Below are 15,668 nucleotides of genomic sequence, written 5' to 3' on the forward strand. Positions count from 1 at the left end.
TTTCACAAAAATTTGAAAAGCAATTTTCGTAAATTCCTTCTTATTTCTTGAAGCTGCCCACTTCTGTCACAACCTCTATATTTAAGTATTACCCCACAGATCCTTCCATCTCATAACTGATCAATCGGTTGAGTTCGACTGCATATTCCATTGGGAGTTCTTTGGTGAATGGTTCAACAAAGCCCATGACGATCATTTCAGTTGCTTCAGATTCGGTCAGGCCTCGGCTCATCAGATAGTAGAGTTGTTCTTCTGAGATTTTTGAGACTTTGGCTTCGTGTTCTAAAGAGACTTGGCTGTTGTGGATCTCATTGAATGGGATCGTATCGGATTTCGACCATTCGTCCATGATGATCGTGTCACATTCGATATGAGAGATCGAACCCGCACTGTTTTTGGCAAAGGTTACTTGTCCTCGATAGTTTACTTCGCCGCCGTCTTTTGAGATTGATTTAGAGACGATAGAGCTAGATGTATTTGGTGCATTGTGGATCATTTTTGCACCCGTATCTTGGATTTGGTTTGCTCCTGCAAAGGCGATGGAGAGCATGGTGCCTCGTGCACCTTTTCCATCTAAGTAAACACTTGGGTATTTCATCGTTGTTTTTGCACCTAAGTTTCCGTCGATCCATTCAACGGTTGCGCCTTCGTATGCTTTTGCTCGTTTGGTTACTAAGTTGTACACATTGTCTGACCAGTTTTGGATCGTGGTGTAACGGCAATACGCATCTTTTCTTGTAAAGATTTCTACGATGGCGGCATGCAGACTATTACTTGAATAAGTAGGTGCCGTACAACCTTCGACATAGTGGATGCTTGCTCCTTCGTCAACGATAATCAGCGTACGTTCGAATTGTCCCGTGTTTTCCGCATTGATCCGGAAGTACGTTTGTAATGGAACATCGACTTTGACGCCTTTTGGCACGTAAATAAAGGTTCCACCCGACCATACGGCTGAATTCAGCGCTGCTAATTTGTTGTCGGTTGGCGGTACAAGTTTTGAAAAGTACTCTTTGAATAATTCAGGGTATTCTTTCAAAGCAGAGTCAGTGTCAGTAAAGACGATTCCTAACTTTTCGAATTCATCTTTCATATTATGGTACACGACTTCTGATTCATATTGTGTGGAAGCACCGGCTAGATAAGCTCGTTCTGCTTCTGGGATACCGATCTTTTCAAATGTATCTTTGATTTTTTCTGGTACGTCTTCCCAGTCACGAGCGGGTTTGTCACTTGGTTTTTGGTAATATTTGATGGCATCGAAATCGATGTCTGAAAGGTCGGGGCCCCATGTTTGCATTGGCATTTTATTGAATGTTTCTAGAGATTTCAGACGGAATTCAAGCATCCATTCTGGTTCGCCTTTGATTCTTGACATCTCACGGATCACTTCTTCTGTCAAGCCTTCTCCTGTACTGAAAACCGGTTCGACATCATCGTGAAACCCGAATTTATATTCTTCTAATTCTGGTACGCCCATGTTCTCACTCCTCTTCCTTGTGGTAATGATGGAAAGCTGCGGTACCATCGTTTTCCATTGCTTTTCCTAGTGCTTTCCAGGCAAGTGTCGCACATTTGATCCGAGCGGGAAATTTAGCTACACCACCAAGCATAGCAGCATCGCCTAATTGGTCGGGATCTTGGACTTCTTTTCCTTGGACAAGCTGTAGAAAGTCTACAGTTAAATGTTCTGCTTCTTCTATTGATTTTCCAATGACGGCATCTGTCATCATCGAGGCACTTGCTGTACTGATGGAACAGCCGCTGCCGTCAAAGGCGATATTTTTGATGATTCCGTCTTTTACATCGACTTGCAATTCGATCACATCTCCACATGTGGGGTTGTTCAATTCAATCTTGCTTGTCGAGTCGGTCAAGCTTCCACGATGATGCGGATGGGAAGAATGATCCAAGATCACTTGACGGTATAAATTGTCTAATTTAGATAGTCCCATGTTGGAAAAACTCCTTTGTTGCCATGATTGCTTCAACTAAACGGTCGGCGTCGTGCGTCGTGTTGTAGAAATAAAAGCTGGCGCGAGCAGTCGCTGATACTTCAAGGTACTTCAATAGCGGTTGCGCACAATGATGACCTGCTCTAACGGCTACCCCTTCCATGTCTAAAGCTGTCGCGACATCATGTGGATGTAACCCATCCAAATTGAACGCAACGACTCCTGTCCGAAAATTCGGGTCTTGCGGACCATAAACAGTCAATCCATCGATTGCTTGTAATTTTGGCAACACATAAGCGGCTAGTTCTTCTTCATATCGATGGATATTGTCCATGCCGAGTTCTTGCAAATAATCGATTGCATGGCCGAATGCGATAGCGCCAGCGATATTTGGTGTACCTGCTTCGAATTTCCAAGGTAGTTCTTTCCATGTACTGTCGTATAATTCGACAAAATCGATCATTTCGCCACCAAATTCAACAGGTTCCATTTCTTCTAACCATTTTCGTTTACCATATAAAACACCGATACCTGTTGGTCCGCACATTTTGTGTCCGCTGAAAGCAAAGAAATCACAGTCTAGTGCTTGAACATCAATGGTCATGTGCGGGGCAGATTGTGCACCATCTACTACGATGACCCCGCCGTTTTCATGGACAAGTTTAGCTAATTCTTGAACAGGATTGATGACACCTAAGACATTGGATACATGAGCAATGGAGACGATTTTGGTTTTGTCCGTGATCTTTTTCGCTGCATCCTCCATATCCAGAAAGCCTTCTTCTGTTAGTTCGATATATTTCAGGACGGCACCTGTTCGTTTTGCTAACTGCTGCCATGGGATAACATTAGAATGATGTTCCATGTAAGAGATCACTATCTCGTCTCCTGCTTTGATATAGCGGTCGCCGAAGCTTCTGGCTACCCAATTCAAGCTTGTCGTCGTACCCCGAGTAAACAGCACTTCTGCTGTTTCTTTTGCATGGATGAACGCCCGTATTTTTTCTCTTGCTTGTTCATACTCATGGGTCGCGCGTTCTGCTAACGTATGGACACCGCGATGAACATTGGCGTTATCGTGTTCGTAATAGTGCGCTAATGCCTGGAGTACTTGTTTTGGCTTTTGGGTCGTCGCTGCATTATCCAGATAAACGAAAGGTTCATCATTGACGTCTTGAAATAAAATAGGAAAATCATTGCGTAGCTTTTTAGCATCGATCATCCATTCAACTTCCCTTCGATTACTTCGACTAATTCTTTCCGAACTTGTTCTACAGGGATTGCCGTTAAGACAGAACCGAGGAATCCTCGAATCACTAAGCGCTCTGCTTCTTCTTTATGCAATCCTCGACTCATCAGATAGTACATTTCTTCTGGATCAACTCGTCCTACACTGGCAGCATGTCCAGCAGTTACTTCGTTTTCATCGATCAAAAGAATAGGATTCGCATCACCGCGTGCTTTATCAGAAAGCATCAAGACACGACTTTCTTGTTGGGCATCTGCACCTTTTGCACCTTTTAAGATGTGGCCGATACCGTTAAAGGTCAATGTTCCTTTTTCTCGGATCACTCCGTGTTGCAAAATATGCCCGATTGTATGAGGGGCTTTATTGGTTACTCGTGTATCGATTCCTTGGATTTGTCTGCCCGAGCTGATTGCCACGATTTTGACTTCTGCGTGTGCACCTTCTCCTGCTAAATCTGAATCAAAGTCAGCGATCACATGACCGTCATTCATGACACCAATTGCCCAGTCGACAGAAGCATCTCGTAAAATGTGCCCACGGCGATTCATATAAGAAGTAATATTCTCTCCTAATTGATCTACAGCTGAATATTTGATTTTTGAACCAGCTTTAGCGATGACTTCTACGATGATATTACCTGATGATTTTGCTACTTGTTCTTTGGTTGTCTGGAAACGTTCCAGATAAGAAAATTCACTATGTTCATCTGCCACGATCAGCACATGCTTGAAGAAGTGCTCATCGGATGCGCCATCTTGAATGAATAAGGATTCGAGTGGTTCATCGATCACGACATTTTTAGGTACATACAGGAAAATACCGCTGTTCATAAAAGCTACATGGAGTGCAGTCAATTGGTCTTCGTCCATGTTTACTGCTTTTTTCATATAATATTCTTGGACTAGTTCTGGGTATTCGATCATTGCAGTGAACAAGTCGGTAAAAATGACTCCTTTTTCTGCTAATTCCACAGGTAGTTGTTCAAAAATCGTCCATGAACCTTGTTGGACAAGCACAGGATTGTCTTTCATTGCATCAAATGCCGGAATCGTGCCTGTTTCACTGATAGTTTGTGTTTCTTTCACATCGAATAACGACCAGCGATGGAATTTCACCCGATCGATATGCGGCAATGGCAGTTCATCTGCTTTTGTTAGTGCGTCTTGACGGAAGGTTCTCATCCATTCAGGTTCGCCTTTACTTAAAGAAAAATCATTTACCGCGTCAAGATAATCGAGCCAGTTTTTTTCTTTCATTCTTGCTCCCCCTTACGCTTCTTCTTCTTTATAGTCGATTCCTAATTCTTTACTGATTCCAGCGTAACCTTCTGCTTCCAGGCGTTTAGCTAAGTCAGCATTTCCTGTCATGACTACTCGACCTTCCATCATGATGTGAACGACATCAGGTGTGATATAGTTCAATAATCGTTGATAGTGGGTGATGATCAAGGCACCGAAATTGTCTCCGCGCATTTCATTTACTCCTTTAGCAACGACTTTCAAAGCATCGATATCCAGACCCGAGTCGATTTCGTCTAAAATCGCAAATGTTGGTTCTAACATCAACAATTGTAGGATCTCATTCCGTTTCTTTTCCCCGCCAGAAAAACCTTCGTTCAGATAACGTTCAGCCATTTCTTCTGGCATATTCAGTAAAGCCATTTTTTCATCTAACTTTTTCAAAAATGCCATAACAGAGATCTTGTCGTTTTCATCACGTTTCGCATTGATTGCTGCACGCATGAATTCCGCATTCGTGATACCTGGTATCTCACTTGGATATTGCATAGCTAAAAACAAGCCAAGTCGTGCACGTTCATCTACTTCCAAGTCTAAAACATTTTTTCCATCAAACAAGATTTCGCCTTCTGTTACTTCATAGTTTGGATTGCCCATGATAGCGGCAGATAAGGTTGATTTTCCTGTGCCGTTAGGTCCCATGATGGCGTGGATTTCTCCGGTTTTCATTGTTAGGTTTACGCCTTTAAGGATTTCTTTTTCCTCGATCGACACATGTAGATTTTTTATTTCTAAGACAGACATGCATTATACCCCCAAATTCTCTTTCGTTCTCACTCATTTTAGACTAATTGAGAATGAAGCGCAATGATCTTCCTTACTAAAATCAAATATCTTTTATTGATTATTAAACAATTTTGATTTCTAAATTAGAATAGGTATAAAAAAGATGAGGAATAAGCCATTACAGACTTATTTCTCATCTTTTTTGTTCCATACCTTATTTTGCATCCGCCTTTACTGGTTTAACAGAGCCGCCCCATTTGTCTGTGATCCATTCTTGGACTTCTTTACGGTGAAGCACTTCAATCAGTTTTTTGATTTTGTCACTGTCTTCATCACCTTTGCGAGTCGCAATGATATTCACGTAAGGAGAGTTGTCTTTTTCAAGTAATACGGCATCTTCTAATGGATTCAATCCTGCGCCATAAGCGAAGTTTGCATTGATTGCGACTAGGTCACCTTCATCATTTTGGTACGTAGAAGCTAAAAGTGATGGGTCGATCGTATGGTTGAACTTCAAGTTCTTAGGGTTTTCTGCAATATCATCGAATGTTGCTGTTTCCAGATCTACTCCATCTTTGACTTTGACTAGCCCAGCATCTTGTAAAATCGTGATGATGCGTCCCCAGTCTGATTCAGAATTCGAAGTGATGATCGTTGCACCATCTTTTAGTTCAGAAACATCTTTGACTTTTTTAGAGTACAAGCCCATTGGTTCGATGTGGACAGCACCGGCATTGACAAAGTCATACCCTTTTTCTTTGATTTCTTTGTTCAAATAAGGAATATGCTGGAAGTAATTGGCATCGATGTCGCCTTCTTCCAAAGATTGGTTCGGTAATACATAGTCATCGAATTTGACGATTTCAAGATCGATTCCTTCATCTTTCAATAATGGTTTCACATGTTCCAAAATCTCTGCGTGCGGTGTCGGTGAAGCGCCGACTTTCAATGTCGTGTCGTCTGCTTTATTTGCTGAATCTTTGCTGTCGCTGTTGTTACCGCATGCTGCTAATCCTACAGTCAGCAAAAGCGCTGCTGCTAATCCAAAAATCTTCTTTTTCATATCCTATATCCCCCTATATCCAATTATCTTTTGTCTGTTTTCTTAGTTAAGAAATCACCGATTCCTTGAACGATAAATACGATTAGTAAAATAATTAAAGTCGCAACAAATGTCACTGTCAGATTACCACGCTGGTAGCCTTCCTGCCAAGCAAGACCTCCAAGTCCACCTGCGCCGATCGCGCCGGCCATGGCGGTAAATCCGATCATCGAGATCGTTGTAACTGTTAATCCAGAAATCAACGCGGGAATACTTTCAGGTATCAAGACCTTCCAGATGATTTCCCAGTAACTTGCACCCATTGCATCTGCTGCTTCCAGTACGCCAGGGCTGACTTCACGAAAAGCAATCTCTACTAGACGGGCATAAAATGGTGCCGCGGATAAAACAAGAGCTGGAATGGCTGCTTGCGCACCTAACATAGTGCCTACGATTGCTTTAGTAAATGGAATGATCAAAACCATCAGGATCATAAATGGTGTTGACCGGAAAATATTACTGATGATCGATACGATCCCGTAAATGATTCGAGCATACGGTTTGTTTTTGCGTCCAATAGAGTAAAGAATCAATCCCAAGACTAATCCGATGATCGTCACTAAGACCATTGAGATCAATGTCATATATAGTGTATCAAGGATAGCCTGATTCATCGTTTCCGGATTGATTTGTTTAAAATCTAGATATGTTTCTGAAAAGCTTTTATCCACGATGGATCACCTCAATTCCTACTCCTTGTTCTTTAATGAACACTTCTGCTTGATCTAATTCTTTAGTTTCACCTGTCATCAAGACAGTCAATGAACCAAAGGAACCTTCTTTTACTTGTTTGATTTTCCCGTATACGACGTTGACATCAATGTTATAGCGTCGAATTGCTTGGGAAATGACTGGCTCGTTGGCATTTCTTTCGCTAAAGGTCAAAGTTGCCAAACGGCCGCTTGGATTTTCTTTGATGAGTTCAGCTAATAGTTCTGTCGAATCGGCTTCTGGTTCGATGTCTTGTTGTACAAAACGTTTGGTTACTTCTTTTTTCGGTTGTCTGAAGACAGTCAACACGTCTCCTTCTTCTACGACTTTCCCCAACTCCATCACAGCGACTTTGTTGCAGATTTTGCGGATCACATTCATTTCATGTGTGATCAAGACGATGGTCAAATTCAATTTCTTATTGATTGCTAACAATAAGTCTAATACTTCTTCTGTTGTTTGCGGGTCCAATGCGCTCGTAGCCTCATCACAAAGCAAGATCTCAGGATCATTTGCCAATGCTCGTGCGATACCGACACGTTGTTTCTGTCCGCCGGAAAGTTGTGAAGGATACGCTTGTCCGCGTCCTTCTAACCCGACTAAACGCAACAGTTCTTCTGCTCGTTCTTTGCGTTTGCTCTTTGGTACACCAGCTAATTCCAACGGCAGCTGAATATTTTCAAGTACAGTTCTTGACCATAACAGGTTGAAATGCTGGAAGATCATACCGATTTTCTTTCGGAATGTACGTAATTCTTTGTTTTTTAACTTTGTGATATCTTGATCGTTTACGATCACTTCGCCGCTCGTGGGAAGCTCAAGTCCATTCAGGAGACGGACTAATGTACTTTTTCCTGCGCCAGAATAGCCGACGATTCCATAAATATCCCCTTTTTCAACGTTTAGTGAAACGTCATTGACGGCTTGGATGTTTCCGTTTTTCCCATTGAATGTCTTTTTGACATTCGTTAGTTGGATTAATGACATGCCATTCACATCTTTCTCTTATGATTTTTCAAACAAAAAAGCCTTCGCCCTCTTGCCTTAAGCAAAAGGACGAAAGCTTGAACTTCCGTGTTACCACCTTGATTTACCGTTACTTCGCAATAACAGCCTCTTCCAGTACTTGGACTTAGCTTCTTTCCGTATACTGTCGCGCTGTAACGGGCACTCCCGTAGTAAGTTTGCTTACGCTCGCTTACTCTGCTCTAAGACCATCTTCCATCTCATTTTCGTTACCCATTTTCAGCAAACAGGGCTCTCTTCAAACGTCCGTGACATGTACTCTTCTTTTCAAAGCTTTCTCATTTCATATAGGATTGCTTATGATTATAGCAACTGGAAGAATCAGTGTCAACTTTTTTTAAGTGATTTTCTGATTTTATAATTCGTCAAATTCTTTTGGATCAACATCTTTGAAACTTAAGATCCACGCATTCATTTCATCTGAATCATTCAAGATATTGATATCTTCACCGATTTTATCATTCACAGAAGAAACTGTACCCGTTAGCGGGCTAGCAAATTCATTGACCGCTTTTTCCGCTTCGACTTCGATCAGAGGTTCATCTTTTTTTAGCGATTGTCCTGCTTTTGGCAGATTGGCAAACGTGATGTCTCCCAGTTCTTCTTGCGCTTCATTTGTCAAACCAACACAGTATTCTTTTCCATTAAATAAGATCCAAAGGTTGTCCTTTTTCTTCAAATGTTTGCCTGCCATTTTATATCAGTTCTCCTTCATAAATTTTTTCATTGAATCCAATTGCAACAAGCTGGTCCTCTTGCACGATCAGCGGCCGCTTGATCAGCATGCCATCTGTCGATAAGACTTGGCTTGCTTTTGAAGCCGTAAACTCGCCTACTTGATCTTTCAGTCCAAGTTCCCGATATTTCATCCCGCTTGTGTTGAACAGGCGACGGATTGGTACTTGACTCGTTTCTAGCCAAGTCTCAATCGTTGAGGCCTTCGGTACTTCTTTGATCATATCAACAGTTTGATAACTAACGCCATGCTGGTCTAACCACGCTTTGGCTTTTTTGCATGTTGAACATTTCGGGTACCAGTAAAAGGTGTACAATTTTCTTACCTCCTTGAAGATCTTGCAGGTGCTTCATTTTGGTATCTCATCGATAATATCAACCCGATACCGATCATGTTCCCTAAAATCGAAGATCCTCCTTGGCTAATGAAAGGCAATGGGATCCCTGTTAAAGGAAGTAATCCGATATTTGCTCCAATGTTCTCAAAGACATGGAACAGCAGCATCATGATCAAACCGCTTGCGATATAGGCGTAAAATTCATTGTTCGTATCGAAACACACCCGAATCATACGATAAATCAAAATAAAATACAAGAAAATGACGAATGCACCACCGATAAAGCCGAAGTTTTCACCGATAACGGTAAAAATCATATCGGACTCACGAACAGGCACATAAATATTGCTTACATTGAATCCTTTACCAAACAAGCCACCGGTGCCGATTGCCAAAAGTCCTTGTGCCGGCTGATAACTCATCCCAGACGTATCATGGAAAGGATCCAGCCATGAATCAATACGTGCAAATTGATAAGATTTGAAGCCCACTTTGTAAAGCAAGTCTCTTCCGCCTTCAGTCGTCACTAAGAAAATCGTTCCTGCACCAACGACTACTGCCAAGATCACTACAGGGGCGATGATGCGCCAAGAGATCCCAGACATCAAGAATATCCCGCCGAAGATCGCAAGGAAGACGAGCATCGTTCCAAAGTCATCTTGGGCCATGATCAACGCTAAAACCGGTATCGTCACGATCAAGAGCTTCCCAATCAGCCAAAAGTCCGATTTCATCGTCCGTTCTTTTACTTGCGTATTATGTTTGGTCACGATCAGCGCCATCATCAAGATGTACGCGATCTTCATTAGCTCTGCTGGCTGGAAGGTGAACGCACCGAATCGGAACCAGTTTTTAGAACCTGTAGAATCGGCTAAATTCTTATCATAGAATTCAAGTAAGAGTCCCATTACTACTAATCCCAAGCCATAAAGGTAAGGAGTCAGTTTCCAGATCCATTTGGAATTCAAATGCATGATGACAACGATTGCTGCCGCCCCAACTAAATACCAGACAACTTGCATCCCTACGCCTTTCAAGACTGCTGGATTGTTTGGATCATGGCTAAGTGCTACATATAATGAGAGCAGACCAATCAAACATAACAGAAAGACTGGTAAAATCACGCCATAATCAATACGATTATCGTTCGAAGCTTTTAATTTTTTTTCCATGTTTCATCCCTTTTCTTAAAAACCATACTGCTGATTATTATAGCGGTCCAGTTAGATAATGGAAAGTCTTTCCACAGACATTTGGGAAAAATTAACTTTCCGTTTGTGCAGCTGCTTGAGCAAACAAAAGGCAAAAGCCTACTGCTTATCTTTAGTGTATCATAGAACTTTTTTTGATACATGCAATTATCTATCAGCTGAGATTCTCCTCGCTGTGAGAAGTTTCTGTGCTTTCATTGTATCGAAGGATCTCTTCAGCAATCTCTAACAGCTGATCAGAAACCAGATTGGTTCGTTGGATGAAATAAAAATACCGATGGAAATTCAACGGAATCATTGGTACGTCTTCTGGCACAGAGCGCTTAGATAAAATCGAGCGTCCGATTCCTTCCTTCAGCAACGCAACGATCACATCATTGCTTTTCACGATCATTTTCTTATCTTGGATGTTCATTTCTTCAAAATAACGTTGCGTGTAGTGAAAAACGCCAGAATTTGCTTCTCTTACAAGCCACAATTTACTTTTTGGGTCCCCAGCAATGACTAGCTGGTCTTCCATCAAAGAGTACCTTTGTACGCCGGAAGTCTCTAATGGCTTTTCGATAAAACCAAAATCGGATTCATGTTTCGCTACTTGTTCTAATGATTCATGTGAATTCGCGATCTCGATCTCAAAATGCACTTTAGGAAACCTTTTGATCAGATGTTTCATCAACTGAGGCAAAAGATAGACAGCAAATGTGTGGGAAGCAACGATCCGACATACTTCTTCTTCATTTTGTTCATTGAGCAATTTTTGCTGGGTCTCTTCCCATTCTTCTAATAAAACCAGTGTCCGCTCGTATAATAAATCGGCTTGCTTAGTTGGAAGCATCTCTTTTCTGCCATTACGCTGAAAAAGATCAATATTCAACTCCCGCTCTAATTGTTTGATTTGATTCGAGACGGCTGGCTGAGATAAAAACAGTACTTCTGCTGCTCTAGAAAAATTTCTTGTTTCATATACTGCTCGAAAAGTCGTTAATAACTTAAACATGGCACCACTTCCATAACTTTTTATGATAATTACTATAAAAACTATTTGATTTAAATATACAAAAAACCATCTATAATAGAAATGTACAACAAAACAGTTGCTGATCCAACTAGTAACTCAGACAAAGACAATCAGCTGTCTGCTTTGCTCGTAATCATACAGACCTATTCATTTTACAATGTATTCGTTCATCTTGGTACTAAAATCTATTAAATAAAAAGGAGAATATATATATGAAGAACTTTTTGAAAATTATTCCGATCCCGATCTGCGGGTTGATCCTTGGGTTAGCTTCCCTTGGAAATCTGTTTAAAGACTATCACCATGTTGCTTTAGGCAATCTAACTGGCGGTATCTCAATGATTCTTATGATATTCATTTTTGTTAAATTGTTTATCTTATTTGAGCATACGAAACAAACGTTGCATGATCCGATCATCGCCTCCGTTTCACCAACTTTTACGATGTCACTCATGGTTATTTGTACTTATTTTGTTTCATATGAAAGTATTGCACCGATTGTCAAATTCATTTGGTTGTGCGCAGTTATTTTCCAAGTGATACTTGTCTTTTATTTCAATTATCACCATGTCATCAAAGCTGATCTTTCTATTGAAGCAATTTATCCAAGCTGGTTTATCATTTACGTTGGATTTGGGGTCATCACTGTAACTGCTGGGAACTTCTTCCCACTTATTGGAAAAATCTTCTTTTGGATTTCATTGGTCTGCTATGCGTTCTTATTGCCAATCATCATCAAACGTGTCTTTTTCGTAAGAAATATGGCTCATCCGACACGTCCGCTGATTACGATCGTTGCAGCACCTGGTTCTCTTTGCCTGACAGGTTACCTGAAAAACTTTGCAGAACCTAACTTTTATCTTGTCGTAGCATTGTTCGTTTTATCTCAAGTATTGTATTTCGTTGTACTGTCTATGCTGCCACGCTTGTTCAAGCTTCGTTTTTATCCAAGCTACGCAGCCTTTACATTCCCACTTGTTATCTCTGCAACAGCTCTATTTACTACTGTTCATTACTTCAACAGTTTAGGTATTTATAGTAGCGTATTAGATTTCTTAAAAATTGCGGAATGTCTGTTTGCCAGTGTAGTTGTCTTCTACGTGCTTGCTCATTACGTACGTTTCTTAACTAAAGAACATAGCAAACACGGAAAATTCGTTTCTAAAAAAATCGCTTCATAATTGATTCGATCGGTTGTGAAAAAGCAGTTCTGCATCAAGTCATAAGAACAGCCAAACAAAAACAGCTTCTCACGTTTTTGAATTGGTTGGGCTTAATACCGATAAACTGGCTTTTAAACACCGTTTATTCGAAATAAGAGGTTGTGACAAGACTTTTGTCACGACCTCTTATTCTTTTGTCAAAATACTGGTTTAGTGCTACTATGTTCGAGTATGCTTTTAGTATTTATTGACGAAAGGAACCAATCAAATGAAATCATTGTCACATCCAATAAAATCTGTAAAGGATTCAGCGGTCCGCGAGATTTTGCCCGGGTTACTGCTTTCTTTTGCCATCGCTGCCGTCAGCCGGCTTCTTGCTATTTATCTGCCACAGTTAGGTGGAGCGACTATTGCTATTTTATTGGGTATTTTATTAGGAAATACTTTTTTTAAACAGCCTGTTCTAGCAATCGGCACAAAATTCGCTGAAAGCAAACTATTGGAATTCTCTGTTTTTTTACTAGGTGCAACTGTCACCGCTCAAACGATTGCTCAAATTGGTGTAAAAGGAATTGTTTTTGTGTTACTACAGATGTCAGTCACTATCATCGGTGCTTACTTGATTGGTAAGAAACTGCAATTCAGCGATACTTCTTCTTTGATGATGGCTGGAGGAAACGCTGTTTGTGGTTCTTCTGCTATTGCTTCGATCGCCCCTTCCATTCATGCAAAAGAGGAAGAAAAAGGACAGATCATCACACTGGTCAATCTACTAGGTACTGTGATGATGTTGACCCTCCCTTTTCTTGGATTACAGCTATTCGGCGGAAATCTCATTGAAAAAAGCGCACTTTTGGGTGGTACACTCCAATCTGTGGGTCAAGTAGTCGCTGGTGCAAGTTTGCTTGACAGTTCTGTTGTCGAATTTGCCATGTTGTTTAAGATTCTACGTATCATGATGCTTGTTGTTGTTGTCTATTTGTTTGAAAAATTCATGCACAAGAAACAACCAGCTCTGTTTGAAACACCGACTGATACGCAGAAAAAACGAAAATTACCGCTTCCTTGGTATGTATTAGGGTTTGTGATCTTTTGTTTGGTCAACAGCTTGTTTTCTTTACCTTTAGTTATTGACCAATCGGCACATTTTATCAGTAGCTGGTTTGAGATCACTGCTTTAGCGGCAATTGGGCTGCGTTTAGACTTTGCAAAATTCATGAAAGAAGGTACACGTTTCTTATCTTACGGATTGGCTGTCGGGATTCTCCAAACAGTGATGGCTTTACTATTTATTTGGCTGATCAAACTTTAGAATAAACACGAAAAAACAGTTGTGATTCTCGCATGGAACAATGTTCGAATCACAACTGTTTTTTTATTTTGCAGATACCCTTCTAATAGCAACAATTGGCGTTTGATTTCGACTCCATCTGTTGCGTTTCCCATATATCCTGTCAGTTTTCCATTTTGCCCGATCACTCGATGACAAGGAATAACGATTGGCAATGGATTGGTTCGATTTGCCTGTCCAATCGCTCGCACAGCTTTCGGACTATCGACAGCAACGGCTACTTCTTTATACGTTCGGATTTCTCCATAAGGAATGGTCGACAAAGCTTTCCAGACATTTTGCTGAAAAGGCGTACCTCTCTTTATAGATAAAGGAACTACAAATTCTTTTCTTTTTCCCGCAAAATATTCTTCAAACTGTTCTTGTGTGCGCGTTAAAATTTGCTGATTCGCTTCTTCGCTTTCCGAAATTGGCTGAAAAGATACGGCAGTCAATCCGGATTCATCTGCATCTAACCATAAAAAGCCGATAGGTGTGTGTATTTTCATTTTGTTTGCTCCTGGTCAACAGACTGGAGCTTCCTCCTTTTTCTCTGTCCGAAATTACTTGCCAACTACTAAAAATTGTTCTTAAAAGTTTGATAAACCGAGGAAACATGGTAAACTAAATACGGCAGTTTACCAAAAGAATACCTGTTCTTTTACGTAAAATCAAATTTAAAAGGTGTTATTTAAGGTTTATTAAATTTTGAATGTAAACCATATATAAACATACGATTGAAAGGATAGAAACGATGAAAGTATCAATTGTTGTCCCATGTTTCAATGAAGAAAAAACGGTTCCTCTTTTTTTTGATGAGGTTGAAAAATTCAAAGGTGCCCATGAGTTCGAATATTTATTTATTGACGATGGATCAAAAGACGGTACGTTAGCAGCAATCAAGAAGCTAGCTGCAGCTTATCCTTATGTCCGCTTTGTCTCATTTTCCAGAAATTTCGGGAAAGAAGCGGCTCTATACGCTGGATTACAAGCTTCTACAGGAGATTTAGTGACTGTTATGGATGTTGACTTACAAGATCCGCCTGAACTGCTTCCTGAGATGATTGAACGAATCACTACTTCTGATATCGATTGTGTCGGCACCCGGCGTTCGACTCGTGAAGGTGAGCCTGCAATCCGCAGCTTCTTCGCGAAAAAATTCTACCAGTTGATCAATAAAATCAGCGATACAGAAATGGTCGATGGCGCTCGTGATTTCCGTTTGATGACCCGACAAATGGTGGATGCTGTCCTAGAACTAACAGAATACAACCGATTTTCAAAAGGATTATTCAGTTGGGTCGGATTCAAAACAGAATATATTTCTTATGAAAACCGCGAACGTGTAGCTGGTGAAACATCTTGGTCCTTCTGGAAATTGTTCAACTACTCGATTGATGGTATCGTGAACTTCTCCGATGCGCCATTGACGATTGCTTCATTTATCGGCGCTTTGTCTTGTGTTTGTTCTGGTATTGCGATCTTGTTCATTATTTTGCGAGCATTGCTGTTTGGTGATCCTACATCAGGATGGCCTTCCATGGTCTCGATCTTCCTATTCATCGGCGGAATCCAACTGTTATGTCTTGGAATCATCGGAAAATATATCGGAAAAATCTTCTTAGAAACGAAACAACGTCCTGTTTATATTATTAGAGAAACAGAAAAAGTGAAGCCAAATGAATTGAAGCCTCACCAATAATATACGTCAAATGAAGTGAACATTTTTTTAAATGAAGAGGGACTGTGACAAAAATCTTGTCACAGTCCCTCTTTCCGAACAAACGGTGTTCCAGAAGTAGCTTC

General features: G+C 40.7%; 16 protein-coding genes and 1 other annotated feature. Of the genes, 3 read left to right on the plus strand and 13 right to left on the minus strand.

Going from position 1 to position 15,668, the window contains the following annotated elements; translation table 11 throughout:
* Window positions 1-88 precede the first annotated feature (88 nt).
* The 12 genes from sufB to ESP02_RS11080 form a co-directional block, all read right to left on the minus strand.
* Entirely contained in the window at window positions 89-1,480 is a 1,392-nt protein-coding gene (gene sufB, locus ESP02_RS11020) for a Fe-S cluster assembly protein SufB (RefSeq protein WP_146926057.1), read from the minus strand.
* A gap of 4 nt (window positions 1,481-1,484) precedes the next feature.
* The gene (gene sufU, locus ESP02_RS11025) at window positions 1,485-1,955 is read right to left on the minus strand and encodes a Fe-S cluster assembly sulfur transfer protein SufU (protein WP_002308248.1); all 471 of its coding nucleotides are present in this window, start codon (window positions 1,953-1,955) and stop codon (window positions 1,485-1,487) included.
* A complete protein-coding gene (locus tag ESP02_RS11030) occupies window positions 1,942-3,177 on the minus strand; it encodes a cysteine desulfurase (protein ID WP_002375023.1) in 1,236 nt (411 codons plus the stop codon). The genes sufU and ESP02_RS11030 overlap by 14 nt, the downstream gene beginning before the upstream one ends.
* Window positions 3,174-4,460, minus strand: coding sequence for a Fe-S cluster assembly protein SufD (gene sufD / locus ESP02_RS11035; RefSeq protein ID WP_002375021.1), 1,287 nt, complete (start codon window positions 4,458-4,460; stop codon window positions 3,174-3,176). Before sufD ends, ESP02_RS11030 begins: the two co-directional genes overlap by 4 nt.
* Window positions 4,461-4,472: 12 nt before the next feature.
* Window positions 4,473-5,246, minus strand: coding sequence for a Fe-S cluster assembly ATPase SufC (gene sufC / locus ESP02_RS11040; protein ID WP_002287679.1), 774 nt, complete (start codon window positions 5,244-5,246; stop codon window positions 4,473-4,475).
* A gap of 196 nt (window positions 5,247-5,442) precedes the next feature.
* Window positions 5,443-6,291: a MetQ/NlpA family ABC transporter substrate-binding protein gene (locus tag ESP02_RS11045; protein WP_002375018.1), complete on the minus strand. Its 849-nt coding sequence runs from the start codon at window positions 6,289-6,291 to the stop codon at window positions 5,443-5,445.
* A 23-nt stretch (window positions 6,292-6,314) separates the two neighbouring features.
* Window positions 6,315-7,001, minus strand: coding sequence for a methionine ABC transporter permease (locus tag ESP02_RS11050; RefSeq protein WP_002287674.1), 687 nt, complete (start codon window positions 6,999-7,001; stop codon window positions 6,315-6,317).
* Window positions 6,994-8,028, minus strand: a complete 1,035-nt coding sequence (locus ESP02_RS11055; RefSeq protein WP_002304234.1) for a methionine ABC transporter ATP-binding protein — start codon at window positions 8,026-8,028, stop codon at window positions 6,994-6,996. The genes ESP02_RS11050 and ESP02_RS11055 overlap by 8 nt, the downstream gene beginning before the upstream one ends.
* A gap of 62 nt (window positions 8,029-8,090) precedes the next feature.
* Window positions 8,091-8,347 (minus strand) — a binding site (T-box leader).
* A 75-nt stretch (window positions 8,348-8,422) separates the two neighbouring features.
* A complete protein-coding gene (locus ESP02_RS11060) occupies window positions 8,423-8,761 on the minus strand; it encodes a glycine cleavage system protein H (RefSeq protein WP_002291179.1) in 339 nt (112 codons plus the stop codon).
* Window position 8,762: 1 nt separating this feature from the next.
* Complete coding sequence (locus ESP02_RS11065) at window positions 8,763-9,119, minus strand: arsenate reductase family protein (protein WP_002308244.1); 357 nt, start codon at window positions 9,117-9,119, stop codon at window positions 8,763-8,765.
* 5 nt (window positions 9,120-9,124) lie between these two features.
* Window positions 9,125-10,312, minus strand: a complete 1,188-nt coding sequence (locus tag ESP02_RS11070; RefSeq protein ID WP_002312069.1) for an FtsW/RodA/SpoVE family cell cycle protein — start codon at window positions 10,310-10,312, stop codon at window positions 9,125-9,127.
* A gap of 193 nt (window positions 10,313-10,505) precedes the next feature.
* Window positions 10,506-11,348, minus strand: coding sequence for a LysR family transcriptional regulator (locus ESP02_RS11080; protein WP_002375016.1), 843 nt, complete (start codon window positions 11,346-11,348; stop codon window positions 10,506-10,508).
* A gap of 233 nt (window positions 11,349-11,581) precedes the next feature.
* On the opposite strand from ESP02_RS11080, the gene ESP02_RS11085 reads away from it, so the two are divergent.
* Both ESP02_RS11085 and ESP02_RS11090 read left to right on the plus strand, forming a co-directional pair.
* Entirely contained in the window at window positions 11,582-12,550 is a 969-nt protein-coding gene (locus ESP02_RS11085; RefSeq protein ID WP_002375011.1) for a TDT family transporter, read from the plus strand.
* A gap of 250 nt (window positions 12,551-12,800) precedes the next feature.
* Window positions 12,801-13,844: a YeiH family protein gene (locus ESP02_RS11090; RefSeq protein ID WP_002375009.1), complete on the plus strand. Its 1,044-nt coding sequence runs from the start codon at window positions 12,801-12,803 to the stop codon at window positions 13,842-13,844.
* Here ESP02_RS11090 and ESP02_RS11095 read toward each other — a convergent pair.
* Window positions 13,841-14,371, minus strand: a complete 531-nt coding sequence (locus tag ESP02_RS11095; RefSeq protein ID WP_002375007.1) for a methylated-DNA--[protein]-cysteine S-methyltransferase — start codon at window positions 14,369-14,371, stop codon at window positions 13,841-13,843. The genes ESP02_RS11090 and ESP02_RS11095 overlap by 4 nt on opposite strands.
* Before the next feature lie 245 nt (window positions 14,372-14,616).
* Between ESP02_RS11095 and ESP02_RS11100 the strand changes: the two genes are divergently transcribed.
* Window positions 14,617-15,564, plus strand: coding sequence for a glycosyltransferase family 2 protein (locus ESP02_RS11100; protein ID WP_002375005.1), 948 nt, complete (start codon window positions 14,617-14,619; stop codon window positions 15,562-15,564).
* Window positions 15,565-15,668 lie beyond the last annotated feature (104 nt).

The organism is Enterococcus sp. NBRC 3427 (assembly GCF_007996925.1).
GTDB lineage: Bacteria > Bacillota > Bacilli > Lactobacillales > Enterococcaceae > Enterococcus_B > Enterococcus_B lactis.

Coding starts and splice junctions, on each gene's coding strand:
- sufB (WP_146926057.1), bottom strand. CDS start 1,480: ATGGGCGTACCAGAATTAGAAGAATATAAATTCGGGTTTCACGATGAT.
- sufU (WP_002308248.1), bottom strand. CDS start 1,955: ATGGGACTATCTAAATTAGACAATTTATACCGTCAAGTGATCTTGGAT.
- ESP02_RS11030 (WP_002375023.1), bottom strand. CDS start 3,177: ATGATCGATGCTAAAAAGCTACGCAATGATTTTCCTATTTTATTTCAA.
- sufD (WP_002375021.1), bottom strand. CDS start 4,460: ATGAAAGAAAAAAACTGGCTCGATTATCTTGACGCGGTAAATGATTTT.
- sufC (WP_002287679.1), bottom strand. CDS start 5,246: ATGTCTGTCTTAGAAATAAAAAATCTACATGTGTCGATCGAGGAAAAA.
- ESP02_RS11045 (WP_002375018.1), bottom strand. CDS start 6,291: ATGAAAAAGAAGATTTTTGGATTAGCAGCAGCGCTTTTGCTGACTGTA.
- ESP02_RS11055 (WP_002304234.1), bottom strand. CDS start 8,028: ATGTCATTAATCCAACTAACGAATGTCAAAAAGACATTCAATGGGAAA.
- ESP02_RS11060 (WP_002291179.1), bottom strand. CDS start 8,761: ATGGCAGGCAAACATTTGAAGAAAAAGGACAACCTTTGGATCTTATTT.
- ESP02_RS11070 (WP_002312069.1), bottom strand. CDS start 10,312: ATGGAAAAAAAATTAAAAGCTTCGAACGATAATCGTATTGATTATGGC.
- ESP02_RS11080 (WP_002375016.1), bottom strand. CDS start 11,348: ATGTTTAAGTTATTAACGACTTTTCGAGCAGTATATGAAACAAGAAAT.
- ESP02_RS11085 (WP_002375011.1), top strand. CDS start 11,582: ATGAAGAACTTTTTGAAAATTATTCCGATCCCGATCTGCGGGTTGATC.
- ESP02_RS11090 (WP_002375009.1), top strand. CDS start 12,801: ATGAAATCATTGTCACATCCAATAAAATCTGTAAAGGATTCAGCGGTC.
- ESP02_RS11095 (WP_002375007.1), bottom strand. CDS start 14,371: ATGAAAATACACACACCTATCGGCTTTTTATGGTTAGATGCAGATGAA.
- ESP02_RS11100 (WP_002375005.1), top strand. CDS start 14,617: ATGAAAGTATCAATTGTTGTCCCATGTTTCAATGAAGAAAAAACGGTT.